This window comes from Streptomyces sp. NPDC088246, from assembly GCF_044741025.1.
GTDB lineage: Bacteria > Actinomycetota > Actinomycetes > Streptomycetales > Streptomycetaceae > Streptomyces.
Window position 1 is genome coordinate 423469 of the sequence record NZ_JBIURV010000002.1, and the last position, 15584, is coordinate 439052.

The following is a 15584-nucleotide window of genomic DNA, read 5'->3' on the forward strand; positions in this document are numbered from 1 at the left end:
TCCGGGCCTGACCGACGGCAGATCAGGCAAACCGGAGGACCGAAAACGATCAGTACGTGTAGAAGCCCTGCCCGCTCTTGCGGCCGATGTCACCTGCATCCACCATCCGGCGCATCAGCTCCGGCGCGGCGAACTTCTCGTCCTGGGACTCGGTGTAGATGTTGCTCGTGGCGTGCAGCAGGATGTCGACCCCGGTCAGGTCCGCCGTGGCCAGGGGGCCCATGGCGTGGCCGAAGCCCAGCTTGCAGGCGATGTCGATGTCCTCGGCCGTGGCGACGCCCGACTCGTAGAGCTTGGCAGCCTCCACGACGAGCGCCGAGATCAGCCGGGTGGTGACGAAGCCGGCCACGTCACGGTTGACGACGATGCAGGCCTTGCCGACGGACTCGGCGAACTCCCGCGCGGTGGCGAGGGTTTCGTCGCTGGTCTTGTAGCCGCGTACGAGTTCGCAGAGCTGCATCATCGGAACCGGCGAGAAGAAGTGCACACCGACGACGCGCTCGGGGCGCTCCGTCACGGCCGCGATCTTGGTGATCGGGATCGCGGAGGTGTTGGAGGCGAGGACGGCATCGTCCCGGACGATCTTGTCGAGGGCCCGGAAGATCTCGTGCTTGACCTCGAGCTTCTCGAAGACGGCCTCGACGACGACATCCGCGTCGGCGACCGCGTCGAGGTCGGTGGTGGTGGTGATGCGGGCCAGCGCGGCATCGGCGTCGGCCGCCTCCAGCTTCCCCTTGGAGACGAACTTGTCGTACGAGGCCTTGATGCCGTCACGGCCACGGGTCAGGGCCTCGTCGGTGACATCACGCAGCACGACATCCCAGCCCGCCTGGGCGGAGACCTGCGCAATGCCGGATCCCATGAGTCCGGCTCCGATGACGGCGAGCTTCCTGGCCACGTCTGCACCCCTTGGTTTCTGTTCGCCTCTGCAGCTGGTCCCTGCACGGCCGGTCCTCACGGTTGTTCACATGCTCTCCGGCGGAGATTAGTACCCGTGAGGGGCCCTGTGACCGCGAAGAGATGCGCGTCACGTCTCACATGACGGACATCACACCGACAGCAGCACTCGCGTACCCGTACGACTCACCCGTCGCCGCGCACGGCGTAGTTGAGAACCTTCTCACTCAAGAGGTCTTCCGTGTCGTCGAGTAGACCGAGGGCCTCGCGGGAGACCTCGTCGAGGGGACGGCCGGCCATCACCTCGCGACCGATGAGCGCCAGAAGGGTGGTGTGGACCCAGTTGATCTGCCCGGCCATCAGGGACGGCAGTGGGTCGTCCGGCGGCGCGCCGGTCTCCTCGCGCAGCGTCTCCTCAAGGAGCACCAGACTCTCCTGCTGCATGTGCCACAGGCGGGCCCGGAGTCCGGCCGCCCCCTCCACGACCTTCATGAAGCGGTCATAGCCGTCGATGAGGCCCACCTGGGGCGACACCGCCTCGACCTCGTCCCGCAGCTCGCGCAGCACCGCGGCGGCCGCGGATTCGCCCTTGTCGCGGGCGCGCACGAAGCGCGAGAGGCGGGCGACGCCGCCCTTGGCCCGGTCGAGGAAGAGGTCCTCCTTGGCCTGGAAGTAGTTGTAGACCGTGTTGACGGAGACATCGGCCGCCTCGGCGACCTCAGCGATCGTCACCGCGTCGAACCCGCGCTCCAGGAACAGCCCCGTGGCCACATCCGAGATGTGCTGTCTGGCCTGCCGCTTCTTTCGCTCCCTGAGCCCCTCTGCCATGGCCACATCGTAGGCGCCACGGGCTTGTTTTGGGCTCACTCAATTTTTGGTGTCATTGTAAAATTTCAATGACTCTGCTTTTCTGGGCCCATGACCATCATCAGTACGGCCGGTCTGGCCCGTACCTTCCAGACGAAACGCGGCCCGGTCGAGGCGGTGCGCGGCATCGACCTGACCGTCGCGCCGGGCGAGATCCTCGGCTTCCTCGGCCCGAACGGGGCCGGAAAGACCACGACCCTGCGCATGCTCACGACCCTGCTGCCGCCCACCGGCGGCGCGGCCACCGTGGCCGGCTGCGATCTGGCCGCCGACCCCGTCGGAGTGCGCCGGGCCGTCGGCTACGTGGCACAGTCCGGCGGCGTCGATCCGAATGTGACCGTGCAGGAGGAACTGGTCACCCAAGGGCGGCTGTACCGCCTGCCGAAGCCCCAAGCAAGCGAGCGTGCCGAGGAGTTGGCACGCGACCTGGATCTGGTGGATCTACTGGACCGCAAAACCGCGGCGCTCTCCGGCGGCCAGCGGCGCCGCCTCGACATCGCCATGGGGCTCACGCACCGCCCCCGGGTCCTGTTCCTCGACGAGCCGACGACGGGTCTGGACCCGGCGAGCCGCGCGGACCTCTGGGACCTGGTCCGCCGGCTGCGCGACGAGCACGGCACCACGGTCTTCCTGACCACGCACTACCTCGACGAGGCGGACGCACTCTCCGACCGGCTCGTGATCGTCGACAAGGGCGTCGTGGTGGCCGAGGGCACACCGGGCGCGCTGAAGCTGGCGCACGGCGGCTCGATCGACGCGACCCTCCAGGACACGTTCCTCTCCATCACCGGCCGTGGCCCGGCGCCGGCCGACTCCACCCCTGTAGCCGTATAGGACGTTGAGAGACATGCTCTTGCAGGACACCGCGCTGATCTTCGGGCGCTACGCCCGCCAGACCCTGCGCTCCAAATTCCAGATCCTCTTCGGCGTGCTGATGCCGCTGCTCTACCTCCTGCTGTTCGGACCGCTCCTGACCAACCTGCCCCTGGGGTCGCGCGGCAGTTCCTGGCAGGTGCTCGTGCCTGGGCTGTTGCTTCAACTCAGCTTGTTCGGCGCCCTTTTCTCGGGATTCTCGATCATCGTCGAGAAGAACTACGGGGTCGTGGAACGGATGCGCGTCACGCCCGTCAGCCGTCTCGCGCTGCTGCTGGGCCGGGTGCTGCGGGATGCCGCTCTGTTCGTCTTCCAGGCAGTGCTGCTGGTTCTCGCCGCGCTGCTCATGGGCCTGCGGGCGCCGCTTGCCGGGGTGCTCGTCGGGTTCGCGTTCGTCGCCCTGCTGACCGTCTCCCTCGGCTCCCTGTCGTACGCGGTGGCGCTGAAGGTCGAGCGGCCGCAGGAGTTCGGCCCGATCGTGAATTCGGTCTCCATGCCGTCGATGCTGCTGTCGGGCCTGATGCTGCCGATGGCCCTCGCGCCCGGCTGGCTGGACGTCCTCTCCCACTTCATGCCGCTGCGCTATCCGGTGGACGCGATCCGGGACGCGTACATCGGTCAGTACGCCACCGCCTCCATGCTGTACGGCGTCCTGGTCACCCTCGGCTTCGCAGGACTCGCCGTGACGGTGGGCACACGTGTCTTCCGCAGGGCCGGTGCGTAACCAGGGCCTCTCGTTCGGATCACGCCGGGCTCGCGGGCCCTGGCACTGCGCCTCGCCGCGTTGTCGTCGGTCGGCATGGCTCCCTCCTCCGCCTTGCGATCCACAGCACCAGACCCCGCTCCCTGATCCGGCCTGATCCGAACGAAAGACCCTAGGCTGGCCGCATGGTCAATCTGACACGTATCTACACCCGCACCGGCGATCAGGGCACCACCGCCCTCGGCGACATGAGCCGGACCGCCAAGACCGATCTGCGGATCTCCGCGTACGCCGACACCAATGAGGCCAATGCCGTCATCGGTACAGCGATCGCGCTCGGGCAGCTCTCCGACGATGTCGTGAAGGTCCTCGTCCGCGTGCAGAACGACCTGTTCGACGTGGGCGCGGATCTGTCGACGCCGGTCGTCGAGGACCCGAAGCTTCCACCACTGCGGGTCGAGCAGAGTTACGTCGACAAGCTGGAGGCGGACTGCGACCGCTTCCTGGAGCAGTTGGAGAAGCTGCGCAGCTTCATCCTTCCGGGCGGTACGCCGGGGGCGGCGCTGCTGCACCAGGCGTGCACGGTGGTCCGGCGTGCGGAGCGGTCCACGTGGGCGGCCCTGGAGGTGCACGGTGAGGTGATGAACGCGCTGACCGCGACGTATCTCAACCGCCTCTCCGACCTGCTGTTCATCCTCGCGAGGACGGCGAACAAGGAGGTCGGCGACGTGCTGTGGGTACCTGGCGGCGAGCGGTAGCGGTTGTTGTCATCAAGCGCCGGACGGGCTTGAAGATCAAGCCCGTCCGGCCCCTCAGCGCCCCGCCCCCTCCCGCTTCGGGAACACCGTGTAGCTCCCCGCGATGACCACGTTGATCCCGATCACGAGCAGCATCTTCTGCTGCCACGACTGCAGCGACGTCACATCCCCGTCCCCGCCCACGTACCAGATCGCCGCCTGCAGCAGCGCAAGCGCCGTCACGGCCGCGACCGCGCCGCGACCCGCCACTCGTGCGCCGCGCGCTCCATGCCGTACTTGGGCGGCTTCACCGGCGGCGGCCCGCCCGCGAAGCGGTGGGCAACCCGGGCGTCCACCCAGCGGATCGTGGAGTGGCCGAGCCCCACCGTGAAGCCGATGTAGACCGCGGCGAGCCCGTGCTTCCAGTCGGGCTCGGCCCCGTTCTTCAGGTCGATGGCCGTCACCACCAGCAGCACGACCTCCAGCAGCGGCTCGCACAGCAGCACGGCCGCACCCATCCGCGGCTTCTTCGCCGGGTACCGCAGTGCGAGCCCCGCGGCCAGCAGCACCCAGAAGGCGACTTCGCAGAGGACGATCAGCGTGACGACCACGGCACTTCTCCTTCCCGTTCCCTCCAGCCTCCCGGCCGAGGTGCCCGGGATCGTCGTCGGCAGTGACGAACCGTGACTGCATACTTCGATGTACTCGTACCTCGCCCCCGGTACGGAGGTCCGCGGGGAAGCCGCCGTGTTGGATAGGAGGGTGCTCCCCTACGCCCGCCCGCACCGCCACGACGTGCTCATCGCTGCCATCGGTCTCTGCGGCGGTCTTTTCCTGTGGATGCTCGGGCTGCACATGCAGGGCAACCGGACCTTCGTCGCCCCCTGGTTCTCCCTGCTGCCGCTCGCCGTCGTCTCGGTGCTCGAACTGGTCCGTCGGACCGCCCCGCAGACGGCGCTGGTCATCGGCACACTCGCCCTGGTCGCCGACCAGTTCACGGTCGGGAATCTGGCGACGGTCATGATGTTCACGGATCTGATGTACGCGGCCGTGCTGTACGGGACACCGGCCGCCGCCCGCCGCATCCCGGTGACCACCTTCCTGATCACGGTCGCGGTCACGATCGGGTTCCTGGCGTGGTTCCGCAATCCCCAGGCGCTGCTCATCGGCGTCATCACCGGGGTGGTGTCGTTCGGGCCCGCCATCACAGGGGTCAGCGTCCGCAACCACCGCGACGCCGCCGAGACCGCCAGGCTGCGCGCCGATCAGACCGCGCTGCTGGCCGAGATGGACCGTACCCAGGCGGTGACCGCCGAGCGCACCCGGATGGCCCGTGAGCTGCACGACATGGTGGCGAACCATCTCTCCGCAATCGCCATCCACTCCACCGCCGCCCTCTCCATCGACGACCCGGACACCTCGCGCGAGGCTCTGGGGGTGATCCGGGAGAACAGCGTCGACGGTCTCGCCGAGATGCGCCGGCTGATCGGGCTGCTCCGCACCGGCGGCGCCACCCCGGAGCCGCGCGCCTCGCCGACGCTCGCCTCGCTGGACGCACTGGTCGAGCAGACCCGGACGAACGCCGCGTCGAGCGGGCTGACCTGCACCTTCGAGGACACCCGCGGCGATCAGGGCCCGTTGCCCGCGCCGGTCGAGCTGGCCACCTACCGTATCGTCCAGGAGTCCCTGACGAACGCGCTCAAGCATGCCGCTGCCGGCCCGGTCGTGGTACGGATCGGGCGGGCCGGGCAGCTGCTCACGGTCGAGGTCAGCAGTGTGTACGGCGACCGTCCGGGGCCGCGCGCACCCGGGTCGGGGGCCGGCCTGGTGGGGATGCGGGAGAGAGTGGCGCTGCTGGGCGGAGAGATCGAGGCGGGTCCGGTGAGCACCGGCGACCGGACGAAGATCTGGCGGGTACGGGCCGAACTGCCCGTGGAGGAAGGGACCGTGAGGGCATGACGATCCGGGTTGTGGTCGCCGAGGACCAGTCGGCCGTCCGTGCGGGGCTGGTGCTCATTCTGCGCAGTGCGCCGGACATCGAGGTCGTCGGCGAGGCCGGGGACGGCGAGGAGGCCGTGCGCCTGGCCCGCGAACTACGGCCGGATCTGGTGCTGATGGATATTCAGATGCCACGCCTCGACGGGGTGTCGGCGACCGGACAGGTGGTGGCCGAGCAGCTCGCGGATGTGCTGGTGCTGACAACGTTCGATCTGGACGAATACGTCTTCGGGGCACTGCGGGCGGGAGCGGCGGGTTTTCTGCTGAAGAACGCCGATGCACACGATCTGCTCGAAGCGGTGCGCACGGTGGCGCGCGGCGAGGGGATGATCGCCCCGGCCGTGACGCGCCGTCTGATCGCGGAGTTCGCCGGGACCACCCCCGTACGGCCTGCGAACGCGACCGACCCTGCGGTGCTCCACGCTCTCACCCGGCGGGAGCGGGAGGTGCTGGGCTGTCTCGGCGCGGGGCTGTCGAATGCCGAGATCGCGGTCCACCTCTCGATGGCCGAGGCGACCGTGAAGACGCACGTCAGCAGACTGCTGGGCAAGCTGCAGCTGCGCAGCCGCGTCCAGGCGGCAGTACTTGCGCAGGAATTGGGCATCTGAGGTTTAGCTCGGAACTTTGGTCTGGACCTCTTGACGATTGGTCCAGACCTTCCTAATCTCACCGAGCACACTGCGGTGAGTGCGCCATGACAAGGCGTGCTCAGGGCGGCGCAGGGTTTGCAGTCCACGGACCACCCCCCGTTTGTCCGGACCTCACCCGAGGAGCACCGTTGAGCACTGAAACCCCCCTACGCCGGCCCCGATTCAGACTCGGGACCGGACGAGCCACCAGATCCAGAGCGGTCGCGGGCCTCACCGCACTGCTTCTCCCGCTCGCCGCAATGATCGGCCTGGCCTCCCCCGCCGAAGCCGCCACCTCGGCAACCGCCACGTACCTCAAGAAGTCCGACTGGGGCAGCGGCTTCGAAGGCCAGTGGACGGTGAAGAACACCGGCACCACCGCCCTCTCCTCCTGGACCATCGAGTGGGACTTTCCCTCGGGCACCACGGTCAGCTCCGCCTGGGACGCCACCGTCACCAGCTCCGGAACCCACTGGACCGCCAAGAACGTCGGATGGAACGGCTCGGTCGCACCGGGCGCCAGCGTCTCCTTCGGCTTCAACGGCACCGGCTCCGGCGCCCCCACCGGCTGCAAGCTGAACGGCGCCTCCTGCGACGGCGGCAGCGTCCCCGGCGACAACGCCCCCTCCGCGCCGGGCACCCCCACCGCGAGCAGCATCACCGACACCTCGGTCAAACTGAGCTGGACCGCGGCGACCGACGACAACGGCATCAAGAACTACGATGTGCTGCGCGACGGCGCCGTCGTCGCCACGGTCACCGGTACGACGTACACCAACACCGGTCTCACCGCGGGCACGGACTACTCGTACACCGTGCAGGCCCGTGACACCGCCGACCAGACCGGTCCGGTCAGCGGCGCGGTCAAGGTCCACACCACCGGTGGCGGCGGCAACCCCGACCCCGGCACCGGCGGCAAGGTCAACCTCGGCTATTTCACCGACTGGGGTGTCTACGGCCGGAATTACCACGTCAAGAAACTGGACACCTCGGGTTCGGCCGCGAAGATCACGCACATCAACTACGCCTTCGGCAATGTGACCGGCGGCAAGTGCGCAATCGGTGACGCCTACGCCGACTACGACATGGCGTACACCGCCGACAAGTCCGTCGACGGCGTCGCCGACACCTGGGACCAGCCGCTGCGCGGCAGCTTCAACCAGCTGCGCAAGCTCAAGGCGAAGTACCCGAACATCAAGGTCCTGTGGTCCTTCGGCGGCTGGACCTGGTCCGGCGGCTTCGGCGAGGCCGCGAAGAACCCGGCCGCGTTCGCCCAGTCCTGCTACGACCTGGTCGAGGACCCCCGCTGGGCCGATGTCTTCGACGGCATCGACGTCGACTGGGAGTACCCCAACGCCTGCGGTCTGACCTGCGACACCAGCGGTCCGGCCGCCCTGAAGGCAATCACCTCGGCGCTGCGCACGAAGTTCGGCAGCAACAACCTGGTGACGGCCGCCATCACCGCCGACGCCTCCACCGGTGGCAAGATCGACGCCACCGACTACGCAGGCGCCGCCCAGTCCCTGAACTGGTACAACGTGATGACGTACGACTTCTTCGGTGCCTGGGAGGCGAAGGGCCCGACCGCCCCGCACTCCCCGCTCACCTCCTACAGCGGCATCCCGCAGGCCGGCTTCAACTCCGCCGAGGCCATCGCCAAGCTGAAGGCCCAAGGCGTCCCGGCCTCGAAGCTGCTGCTCGGCATCGGTTTCTACGGCCGCGGCTGGACCGGTGTCACCCAGGACGCGCCCGGCGGCACCGCCACCGGAGCAGCCCCCGGTACGTACGAGGCGGGCATCGAGGACTACAAGGTCCTGAAGACCAGTTGCCCGGCCACCGGCACGATCGCCGGTACCGCGTACGCGCACTGCGGCACCAACTGGTGGAGCTACGACACCCCGGCCACCATCGCGTCCAAGATGACCTGGGCGAAGGGCCAGGGCCTGGGAGGCGCGTTCTTCTGGGAGTTCAGCGGTGACACCGCCAACGGTGAACTCGTCGGCGCGATCAACAACGGTCTGAAGTAAGCCCCCACTCAGTACCGCGCACAACCCCGGAAAGCAGCCGGGGAGACAGGTCCGCCCCCTGTCTCCCCGGTTTTTCGTCGACTGCGACACGGGCCTGGGAGGGTGCTGAAGATCTTGGCCGGATCAGGGAGCGGCGTTCGGTGCGTGCAGCAGCAAGGCGCCGGAGTGTCCTCGAATGGGTCTCCCCTGCTCGAACGAAGCTGAGAGCTCGGGGAAGGAGCTATCAGGGCGTTCCGGCAACGCCGCAGATGTGCGTGCCGGGCGTCGCGAGCCCGGCCAAGATCTTCAGCACCCTCCGAGGCCACGTCGTACGGACCTCGGGCTCAGGCCACGTTCACCCTCTGGCCGGGCGGAGCCGCCTCCAGCCAGGCAAGGAATCCGGTCAGCGCGTCCTCGCTCATGGCCAGCTCCAGGCGGGTCCCACGATGGAGACAGCCGAGCACCACGGCGTCGGACAGGAGCGCCAGTTCCTCCTCGCCCTCGGGCAGCCGACGGGCGACCACCTCGATCGCGGAACGCTCCAGGACCCGGCGCGGGCGGGGAGCGTACGAGAAGACCCGGAACCAGTCGATCTGGTCGCCGCTGTACCGGGCGACCCCGTACACCCAGCCCTTGCCCGAGAGATCGGGTTCCTCCGGCACATTCCATCGCAGGCTGCAGTCGAAGGTCCCACCGGAGCGCTGAATCAGCCGCCGGCGCAGACCGAAGACGAAGAGACCAACCGCGATCAGGGCGACGACCAGCCCGCCCACCCACAGCGCGAGGAACATCTCCACCGACCTCCTCGCGTCGTCGAGTAACGGATACCGCCAGAACTGCACCTGCACCTGCATCGCCTCAGCCGCGGCACGGTCTGGAGTGGTCTCCAGCTCGGGCCGCGGCTGAGGGTAAAGCTACGTGTCGCGGTGCGCTAGTGCACCGCCACCGCACGCAGTCGCACTTCGGCGCGCCGCTCGGAGGCAGCGTCCGTGTCCGACTTCGCACGCTCCAGCGCACGCTCGGCGCGCTGGACATCGATCTCGTCCGCCAGCTCCGCGATCTCCGCGAGCAGCGAAAGCTTGTCGTCCGCGAACGAGATGAAACCGCCGTGCACAGCGGCGACCACGGTCCCGCCATCGCTCGTACGGATCGTCACCGGGCCCGATTCCAGCACACCCAGAAGCGGCTGGTGACCGGGCATGACGCCGATGTCGCCGGACGTGGTGCGCGCGACGACCAGGGTGGCCTCGCCGGACCAGACACTGCGGTCCGCGGCGACCAGCTCGACGTGCAGCTCAGCAGCCAAGGGTGGCTCCTCGGGTCACCACCCGGCCGTTCATGCCGGGTGTTGGGTCAATTCTACGGGGCGTGGTGAGGGGGACGGGACGCACCCGCCCCCCTCGGTGAGCCATGGGCTCAGGAGACGCCGAGCTCCTTGGCGTTGGCCTTGAGGTCCTCGATGCCACCGCACATGAAGAACGCCTGCTCCGGGAAGTGGTCGTACTCACCGTCGGCGATCGCGTTGAACGCGGCGATCGACTCGTCGAGCGGAACGTCCGAACCGTCCACGCCGGTGAACTGCTTGGCGACGTGGGTGTTCTGGGACAGGAAGCGCTCGATGCGACGGGCGCGGAAGACCGTGAGCTTGTCCTCCTCGCCGAGCTCGTCCATACCGAGAATGGCGATGATGTCCTGGAGGTCCTTGTACTTCTGCAGGATTCCCTTGACCCGCATGGCGGTGTCGTAGTGGTCCTGCGCGATGTAACGCGGGTCCAGGATCCGGGACGTGGAGTCCAGCGGGTCCACGGCCGGGTAGATGCCCTTCTCGGAGATCGGACGGGAGAGAACCGTCGTCGCGTCGAGGTGGGCGAAGGTGGTGGCCGGGGCCGGGTCGGTCAGGTCGTCCGCGGGGACGTAGATCGCCTGCATCGAGGTGATCGAGTGACCGCGGGTCGACGTGATGCGCTCCTGCAGCAGACCCATCTCGTCGGCCAGGTTCGGCTGGTAACCCACCGCGGACGGCATACGGCCGAGCAGGGTGGACACCTCGGAGCCGGCCTGGGTGTACCGGAAGATGTTGTCGATGAAGAAGAGCACGTCCTGCTTCTGCACATCGCGGAAGTACTCCGCCATGGTCAGACCGGCCAGCGCCACACGAAGACGCGTGCCCGGCGGCTCGTCCATCTGACCGAAGACGAGTGCCGTCTTGTCGATGACGCCCGAGTCGGACATTTCCTCGATGAGGTCGTTGCCCTCACGGGTACGCTCACCGACGCCCGCGAACACCGACACACCGTCGTGGTTGTTGGCGACGCGGTAGATCATTTCCTGGATCAGAACGGTCTTGCCGACACCGGCACCACCGAACAGGCCGATCTTTCCACCCTTGACGTACGGGGTGAGAAGGTCGATGACCTTGACGCCGGTCTCGAACATCTCGGTCTTGGACTCGAGCTGGTCGAAGCTGGGCGCCTTGCGGTGGATCGGCCAGCGCTCGGTGATCTCGGCCGAGGCCTCGGGCTTGTTCAGGATCTCGCCAAGGGTGTTGAACACCTTGCCCTTGGTGATGTCGCCGACGGGAACCGTGATACCGGCGCCCGTGTCGGTCACCGGGGCCTGGCGGACCAGACCGTCGGTGGGCTGCATCGAGATCGCGCGGATCACGCCGTCACCGAGGTGCTGGGCGACCTCGAGCGTCAGCTTCTTGAGCTTGCCGTCCTCGGCCGGGTCGGCCACCTCGACGGTCAGCGCGTTGTAGATCTCCGGCATCGCGTCGACGGGGAACTCCACGTCGACGACCGGGCCGATGACCCGGGCGACGCGGCCCGTGGCAACGGCCGTCTCAACTGTGGTCGTCATTACTTGTCACTCCCCGCGGTCGCGTCGGCCAGCGCACTGGCACCACCGACGATCTCGCTGATTTCCTGGGTGATTTCGGCCTGGCGGGCCGCGTTGGCAAGCCGGGAGAGGCTCTTGATGAGCTCACCGGCGTTGTCGGTGGCCGACTTCATCGCGCGGCGGCGGGCAGCGTGCTCGGAAGCAGCGGCCTGCAGCAGCGCGTTGTAGATCCGGCTCTCGACGTACCGCGGAAGCAGGGCGTCGAGGACGTCCTCCGCCGACGGCTCGAAGTCGAAGAGCGGCAGGATCTCTCCCTTGCCGTCCTCCTTCTTCGTGGCGTCGAGACTGAGCGGCAGCATCCGGTTGTCCACCGGGTTCTGCGTCATCATCGACACGAACTCCGTGAAGACGATGTGCAGCTCGTCCACGCCGCCCTCGGCGGTCTCCTTGGTGACCGCTTCGATCAGCGGGGCCGCGGCCCGCTTCGCATCCGCGTACGTCGGGCTGTCGGTGAAGCCCGTCCACGAATCCTCGATCTTGCGCTCGCGGAATCCGTAGTAGGCGACACCCTTGCGGCCGATCACATACGTGACGACCTCCTTGCCCTCACCGCGGAGCCGCTCGGTCAGTCGCTCCGCGGCCTTGATGGCGTTGGAGGAGTAACCGCCGGCCAGACCGCGGTCGCTCGTGACGAGCAGGACCGCGGCCCGCGCCGGAGCGTCGGCCTCGGTGGTCAGCGGGTGCTTGGTGGTGGAGCCGGTCGCCACCGCGGTCACCGCGCGTGTGAGCTCGGTCGCGTACGGCGTCGACGCCGCCACCTGGCGCTGCGCCTTGACGATGCGCGCAGCGGCGATCATCTCCATCGCCTTGGTGATCTTCTTCGTGGCGGTGACGGAGCGAATGCGGCGCTTGTAAACGCGAAGCTGAGCGCCCATCGATCAGCCCTCGCCCAGCAGCTTGCCGTCCGAGGTCTCGAACTGCTGCTTGAAGGCGGCGACCGCGTCGGCAATCGCCTGCAGCGTGTCGTCGGACATCTTGGCGCCCTCGGCGATGCTGGTCAGGAGGTCCTTGCGCTCACGGCGCAGGTACTCCAGCAGCTCGCTCTCGAAGCGACGGATGTCCTCGACCGGGACGTCGTCCATCTTGCCGTTGGTACCGGCCCAGATGGAGACGACCTGCTCCTCGACCGGGAACGGTGCGTACTGCGGCTGCTTCAGCAGCTCGACCATGCGCTTACCGCGCTCCAGCGACGCCTTCGAAGCCGCGTCCAGGTCGGAACCGAAGGCGGCGAACGCCTCCAGCTCGCGGTACTGGGCGAGGTCGACACGGAGTCGGCCGGAGACCTGGCGCATGGCCTTGTGCTGGGCGGAGCCACCGACACGGGAGACCGAGATACCGACGTTCAGGGCCGGACGCTGACCGGCGTTGAACAGGTCGGACTCCAGGAAGCACTGGCCGTCGGTGATGGAGATGACGTTGGTCGGGATGAACGCCGACACGTCGTTCGCCTTGGTCTCGACGATCGGGAGGCCCGTCATCGAACCGGCGCCCATCTCGTCGGAGAGCTTCGCGCAGCGCTCCAGCAGACGCGAGTGCAGGTAGAAGACGTCGCCCGGGTAGGCCTCGCGGCCCGGCGGACGGCGCAGCAGAAGCGATACGGCGCGGTAGGCGTCGGCCTGCTTCGAGAGGTCGTCGAAGATGATCAGGACGTGCTTGCCCTGGTACATCCAGTGCTGGCCGATGGCCGAACCGGTGTACGGCGCCAGGTACTTGAAGCCGGCCGGGTCGGACGCCGGGGCGGCGACGATGGTCGTGTACTCGAGCGCGCCGGCCTCTTCCAGGGCACCACGCACGGAGGCGATGGTGGAACCCTTCTGACCGATGGCGACGTAGATGCAGCGCACCTGCTTGTTCACGTCGCCCGAGCGCCAGTTGTCGCGCTGGTTGATGATCGTGTCGACGGCCAGAGCGGTCTTACCCGTCTGACGGTCACCAATGATCAGCTGACGCTGGCCGCGGCCGATCGGCACCATGGCGTCGACGGCCTTGTAGCCGGTCTGCATCGGCTCGTGCACCGACTTACGGACCATGACGCCAGGGGCCTGCAGCTCGAGGGCGCGGCGGCTGTCGGTCGCGATCTCGCCGAGACCGTCGATCGGGTTGCCGAGCGGGTCGACGACGCGGCCGAGGTAGCCCTCGCCGACGCCGACGGAGAGCACCTCACCGGTGCGCTGCACCGGCTGGCCCTCTTCGATGCCGCTGAACTCGCCGAGGACGATCGCACCGATCTCGCGCTCCTCGAGGTTGAGGGCGAGACCGAGGGTGCCGTCCTCGAACTTCAGCAGCTCGTTCGCCATGGCCGAGGGAAGACCCTCAACCTTCGCGATGCCGTCGCCGGCAACGCTGACAGTACCGACCTCCTCGCGCGAGGCCGCGTCCGGCTTGTACGACTGGACAAAGTTCTCCAGCGCGTCCCGGATCTCCTCCGGCCGGATCGTGAGCTCCGCCATCTGGGTTCCCTGCTCTCCTTGTTGGGCCCGAAGTTTCTTAAGGGGGTCTGGGGGCCGACCCCCAGGAATCTTCTGCAATTTCTGCACGGCCCAACCGGGCCGCTGGTCTTGCTCTGTTCTGTTGCTGCGCTGTGTTCGTCAGCCGGCCATGCGACGGGTCGCCTCTTCGAGGCGCTCCGCGATGGTGCCGTTGATGACCTCGTCACCGACCCGCACCGCGATCCCGCCGAGGACCGTGGGGTCCACATCGAGATTCAGGTGCATCGGCCGTCCGTAGATCTTCGCCAGTGCGGCGCCGAGACGCTGCTTCTGCTGATCGCTCAGCGGCACTGCCGAGGTGACCACGGCGACCATGCGGTCCCGGCGCTCCGCGGCAAGCTTGGAGAGGGACTCGAGTCCCGCTTCCAGGCTACGTCCACGCGGCTGGGTGACAAGCCGCACTACGACGCGCTCGGTGGTGGGCCGTGCCTTGCCGCCGAGCAGGCTGTGCAGCAGCTCCCTCTTGGCGGCGGTGGACGCGGACCGGTTGGTGAGCGCGGAGCGCAGCTCCTTGTCGGAGGCGACGATCCGGCCGAACCGGAACAGCTCGTCCTCGACGTCGTCGAGGTCTCCGTTGCGCTGGGCGGCGGTGAGGTCTGCGGTGTTCGCCAGTTCCTCGACCGAGTCGACCAGGTCACGCGACTGCGACCAGCGGGAGCGGACCATGCCGGAGATCAGGTCGACGGTCTCGCCGCCCACCTGACCGCGCAGCAGTCGTCCGGCCAGCTCGGCCTTGGCCTCGCCGGCCTGCGACGGGTCGGTCAGGACCCGCCGCAGTGAGACCTCGCGCTGAAGCAGCGCCGTCACGGCGGCCAGCTCCTCGGCGAGCTTCGCCGCGTCGACCGACGTGTGGTCGGTCAGCGCGTCGAGACGCTCACGTGCGGCAGCCAGTGCCTCGCGGCTCGCGCCGTTCATCGGACAGCCTCGGCCTTCGCCTCGAGCTCGTCGAGGAACCGGTCGATGGTGCCGCTCTGCCGGGCGTGGTCCTCGAGGGACTCGCCCACGAGCTTGCCGGCCAGGTCGGTGGCGAGCTTGCCCACGTCCTGACGCAGCGCGGAAGCCGCAGCCTTGCGGTCGGCCTCGGTCTGGGCATGGCCGGCAGCGATGATCTCCTCGCGCTGCCGCTGGCCTTCCGCCCGCATCTCCTGCAGGATCACGGCGCCCTGCTCCTGCGCCTCCTGGCGCAGGCGCGCGGCCTCGTGACGGGCCTCGGCAAGCTGGGCCTTGTACTGCTCAAGAACGCTTTGCGCCTCGGACTTGGCGGCTTCGGCCTCCTCCATGCCGCCTTCGATGGCCGCGCGACGCTCTTCCAGAACCTTGTTGATGTTCGGGAGAAGCTTCTTCGCGAGGAAACCGAAGACGATGGCGAAGGCGATCAGGCCAATGACGATCTCGGGGATCGCCGGCATGAGGGGGTTCTGAGGCTCCCCCTCTTGCGCCAGCTCTAGGAAGGCGATCACTTCATTGCCTTTCGTCGAATCGGGGCA

Annotated in this window: 15 protein-coding genes and 1 pseudogene; 6 read left to right on the forward strand and 10 right to left on the reverse strand. The window is 68.1% G+C overall.

Translation table 11 applies throughout. The annotated features are described in order from the left end of the window. Positions 1–49: 49 nt before the first annotated feature. Together ACIPEK_RS04540 and ACIPEK_RS04545 are read right to left on the reverse strand one after the other, a co-directional pair. Positions 50–898 (reverse strand): 3-hydroxyacyl-CoA dehydrogenase family protein, encoded by an 849-nt coding sequence (locus ACIPEK_RS04540; RefSeq protein WP_401990519.1) that lies wholly within the window; start codon positions 896–898, stop codon positions 50–52. Between the two features lie 185 nt (positions 899–1083). Continuing rightward, complete coding sequence (locus ACIPEK_RS04545) at positions 1084–1725, reverse strand: TetR/AcrR family transcriptional regulator (protein WP_383073098.1); 642 nt, start codon at positions 1723–1725, stop codon at positions 1084–1086. 90 nt (positions 1726–1815) lie between these two features. On the opposite strand from ACIPEK_RS04545, the gene ACIPEK_RS04550 reads away from it, so the two are divergent. From ACIPEK_RS04550 to ACIPEK_RS04560, 3 genes are all read left to right on the forward strand, one after another. Continuing rightward, positions 1816–2598 carry an ABC transporter ATP-binding protein gene (locus ACIPEK_RS04550; RefSeq protein WP_401990522.1) on the forward strand — a complete coding sequence of 261 codons (783 nt, stop codon included), beginning with the start codon at positions 1816–1818 and terminating at the stop codon, positions 2596–2598. 13 nt (positions 2599–2611) lie between these two features. Further along, the gene (locus ACIPEK_RS04555) at positions 2612–3361 is read left to right on the forward strand and encodes an ABC transporter permease (RefSeq protein WP_401990525.1); all 750 of its coding nucleotides are present in this window, start codon (positions 2612–2614) and stop codon (positions 3359–3361) included. A 164-nt stretch (positions 3362–3525) separates the two neighbouring features. Beyond that, entirely contained in the window at positions 3526–4098 is a 573-nt protein-coding gene (locus ACIPEK_RS04560) for a cob(I)yrinic acid a,c-diamide adenosyltransferase (protein ID WP_401990527.1), read from the forward strand. A gap of 54 nt (positions 4099–4152) precedes the next feature. Here the strand turns inward: ACIPEK_RS04560 and ACIPEK_RS04565 are convergent. Further along, positions 4153–4688: pseudogene (locus tag ACIPEK_RS04565) on the reverse strand (hypothetical protein). Between the two features lie 151 nt (positions 4689–4839). Between ACIPEK_RS04565 and ACIPEK_RS04570 the strand changes: the two are divergent. The 3 genes from ACIPEK_RS04570 (at position 4840) to ACIPEK_RS04580 (ending at position 8731) form a co-directional block, all read left to right on the forward strand. Beyond that, positions 4840–6036: a sensor histidine kinase gene (locus ACIPEK_RS04570; RefSeq protein ID WP_401990805.1), complete on the forward strand. Its 1197-nt coding sequence runs from the start codon at positions 4840–4842 to the stop codon at positions 6034–6036. Continuing rightward, entirely contained in the window at positions 6033–6683 is a 651-nt protein-coding gene (locus ACIPEK_RS04575; protein WP_401990530.1) for a response regulator, read from the forward strand. The genes ACIPEK_RS04570 and ACIPEK_RS04575 overlap by 4 nt, the downstream gene beginning before the upstream one ends. A 170-nt stretch (positions 6684–6853) precedes the next feature. Then, the gene (locus ACIPEK_RS04580; RefSeq protein ID WP_401990532.1) at positions 6854–8731 is read left to right on the forward strand and encodes a glycosyl hydrolase family 18 protein; all 1878 of its coding nucleotides are present in this window, start codon (positions 6854–6856) and stop codon (positions 8729–8731) included. Between the two features lie 323 nt (positions 8732–9054). Here the strand turns inward: ACIPEK_RS04580 and ACIPEK_RS04585 are convergent, their stop codons facing one another. The 7 genes from ACIPEK_RS04585 to ACIPEK_RS04615 form a co-directional block, all read right to left on the reverse strand. Continuing rightward, positions 9055–9501, reverse strand: coding sequence for a DUF2550 domain-containing protein (locus ACIPEK_RS04585; protein WP_401990808.1), 447 nt, complete (start codon positions 9499–9501; stop codon positions 9055–9057). Between the two features lie 140 nt (positions 9502–9641). Further along, positions 9642–10016: a F0F1 ATP synthase subunit epsilon gene (locus tag ACIPEK_RS04590; protein ID WP_277328391.1), complete on the reverse strand. Its 375-nt coding sequence runs from the start codon at positions 10014–10016 to the stop codon at positions 9642–9644. A 110-nt stretch (positions 10017–10126) separates the two neighbouring features. Further along, complete coding sequence (gene atpD, locus ACIPEK_RS04595) at positions 10127–11569, reverse strand: F0F1 ATP synthase subunit beta (RefSeq protein WP_351256312.1); 1443 nt, start codon at positions 11567–11569, stop codon at positions 10127–10129. Next, the gene (locus ACIPEK_RS04600; protein ID WP_401990536.1) at positions 11569–12483 is read right to left on the reverse strand and encodes a F0F1 ATP synthase subunit gamma; all 915 of its coding nucleotides are present in this window, start codon (positions 12481–12483) and stop codon (positions 11569–11571) included. The genes atpD and ACIPEK_RS04600 overlap by 1 nt, the downstream gene beginning before the upstream one ends. A 3-nt stretch (positions 12484–12486) precedes the next feature. Beyond that, a complete protein-coding gene (gene atpA / locus ACIPEK_RS04605; RefSeq protein ID WP_383039329.1) occupies positions 12487–14058 on the reverse strand; it encodes a F0F1 ATP synthase subunit alpha in 1572 nt (523 codons plus the stop codon). 138 nt (positions 14059–14196) lie between these two features. Then, on the reverse strand, positions 14197–15012 hold the full coding sequence (locus ACIPEK_RS04610) for a F0F1 ATP synthase subunit delta (RefSeq protein WP_401990540.1): 816 nt from the start codon (positions 15010–15012) through the stop codon (positions 14197–14199). Then, entirely contained in the window at positions 15009–15554 is a 546-nt protein-coding gene (locus ACIPEK_RS04615) for a F0F1 ATP synthase subunit B (protein WP_401990811.1), read from the reverse strand. Before ACIPEK_RS04615 ends, ACIPEK_RS04610 begins: the two co-directional genes overlap by 4 nt. Positions 15555–15584 lie beyond the last annotated feature (30 nt).